General features: G+C 37.5%; 3 protein-coding genes. All 3 read right to left on the bottom strand.

The annotated features are described in order from the left end of the window. Window positions 1-568, bottom strand: a 568-nt coding sequence (locus tag WB217_RS19265; RefSeq protein ID WP_423994956.1) for a hypothetical protein, incomplete at its 3' end; no start/stop codon positions are given. A 185-nt stretch (window positions 569-753) separates the two neighbouring features. Then, entirely contained in the window at window positions 754-1,020 is a 267-nt protein-coding gene (locus WB217_RS19260) for an IDEAL domain-containing protein (protein WP_423994955.1), read from the bottom strand. Between the two features lie 113 nt (window positions 1,021-1,133). After that, window positions 1,134-1,688 carry a competence protein ComK gene (locus WB217_RS19255; protein WP_423994954.1) on the bottom strand — a complete coding sequence of 185 codons (555 nt, stop codon included), beginning with the start codon at window positions 1,686-1,688 and terminating at the stop codon, window positions 1,134-1,136. Between the last annotated feature and the right edge of the window lie 81 nt (window positions 1,689-1,769).

Below are 1,769 nucleotides of genomic sequence, written 5' to 3'. Positions count from 1 at the left end.
TTATTGCGATTATCATTAATAAAAGGGTCAGGATGGTTATTACAAATAAACTAGTGTGTTTTTCTATGATGGTGGAAGTGATTCTGGTAATTGCGTGAAGGAAGGGTTCAGGGAATGGATTATTTCTATTCTGAACGTATTTAAGATGCTCTACTGTGTTTCCGCCAAGTACTGGCTCCCACCCGTTTTCTCCTTTTTCAAGCCAAATCTCGATTACATCCTCTACTGTTATATCCATCCTTTGTCCACCGATATACTCTCCGGACCTCCAGGCTGGTATGTACGAATAATACACCTCGATTTCCGAAATCGATTTTTCCTCAGATGGAGCCTTGATCAGTTTAGCGACATCCAGGCTCATTTTTCTAATCTGCTGGGGAGAGTCTTCTTCCTTTGTAATATCCTTGAACATGCTGTCGGCCGTGACTGTTCCGATTAAATGAAGTGGTGCTTCGTTTTTTCTCTCCTCCACTTCGGTTGGAGGGGGTGATGCAACACAAATTATTTCATTCACAAAAAATACAACAAGGGGCATGATGAAAACCATGATCAACAAACGTCTTTTCAAGCTCTCACCTCACAATTTTTTGCTTGTTTTAACGACTTCATTGAATATTAGACGTTTTTATTATCACAATGTTTCAAAAAGTGAAAGTTACTTTTTTACGCCACTCACAATACATAAACTCCCCCTAAAACAAAATAAACACCATCTGCTTTGAGATGGTGTCCTCAACGTCCCTTGATTTAATTTTATATAATCTCTTCCCAGCCATCAGAAGTCAATGCCATAAATCTTTCTTTATCCCGATTCTTTAGCGATAGGTCAATTTCCTCAGCTCTTCTTTTTTCAAGAAATTCACTCTGGACTTTGTTGATGATACCCTCCGCGCCATTTGTATACTTCGTTTTTTCTTTCATGAGAAGGTGCTGTGTGTTATCATCGGTCTCTAGAATGTCCATGAATAATCCACTATGTTCTTCGGGTTTATAGAAATTAGATTTCTTGTCGTTGTTCACCATCAACACCTCTTTCGGTTTAGTAGGTTGTTACAATGTATCTACCCACTATTACCGGTAAAATAAACCCGATTAAACTTCCTAATTAATTGGAAGCACTCAGAACCACGATTTCATTTCTTCAACTGATACCGATTGATTCCTTCTCCTTCTATGATTTGAATTCCTTTTTTAGGCTCAAGGTAAAAAGCAACCGGATTTTGAGCATATCTCATCATTCTTTCTCTTAATTCCATCGCCTTTAATTTTTTATTCTTAAAAGAGGATTCTTTTATTTCGATTTCAATTTCATGGTTAAAGCTGAGGTATATCTTGGTCCTTCTGATGCCGCATGACTTCTCATCTTTTACGTGCATCAAGGAAAACCAAATACAGTGGTGATTTCGAAAAGACTTTGAAGGAAATAACCAAATACCAAGATAATCATTTATCTTAATTGGGCACATGTGACATTCACCGAGGAGTTGTTTGGAGCTTCTCCTAGCAGCATGAAAGTCGGATCCTAAACATAAAAGTGCCTTGTTGATGATTTCATCCGGACGTTTTTTTACGATAAAAGTATCTTCTCCTTCAACCACTCTTGACCACTTCTCGCCAAATTCACCATATTCACCTGTCAGCAGAACTGTTTTTTCGTTTAAACTATAATCCTCTTTGAAAATATTCATAACATACCTCCAGTAATTCATGATTTAGTTAAAAGAAAATGAAACCATAGGGTCCCTATCTCACTTCTTGGTAATCATGCC

Source organism: Mesobacillus sp. (assembly GCF_049588175.1).
Taxonomy (GTDB): domain Bacteria; phylum Bacillota; class Bacilli; order Bacillales; family Cytobacillaceae; genus Mesobacillus.
Note: the sequence above shows the minus strand (reverse complement) of the source record. Positions and strands in the feature narration are given on the sequence as shown.

Coding starts and splice junctions, on each gene's coding strand:
- WB217_RS19255 (WP_423994954.1), bottom strand. CDS start 1,688: ATGAATATTTTCAAAGAGGATTATAGTTTAAACGAAAAAACAGTTCTG.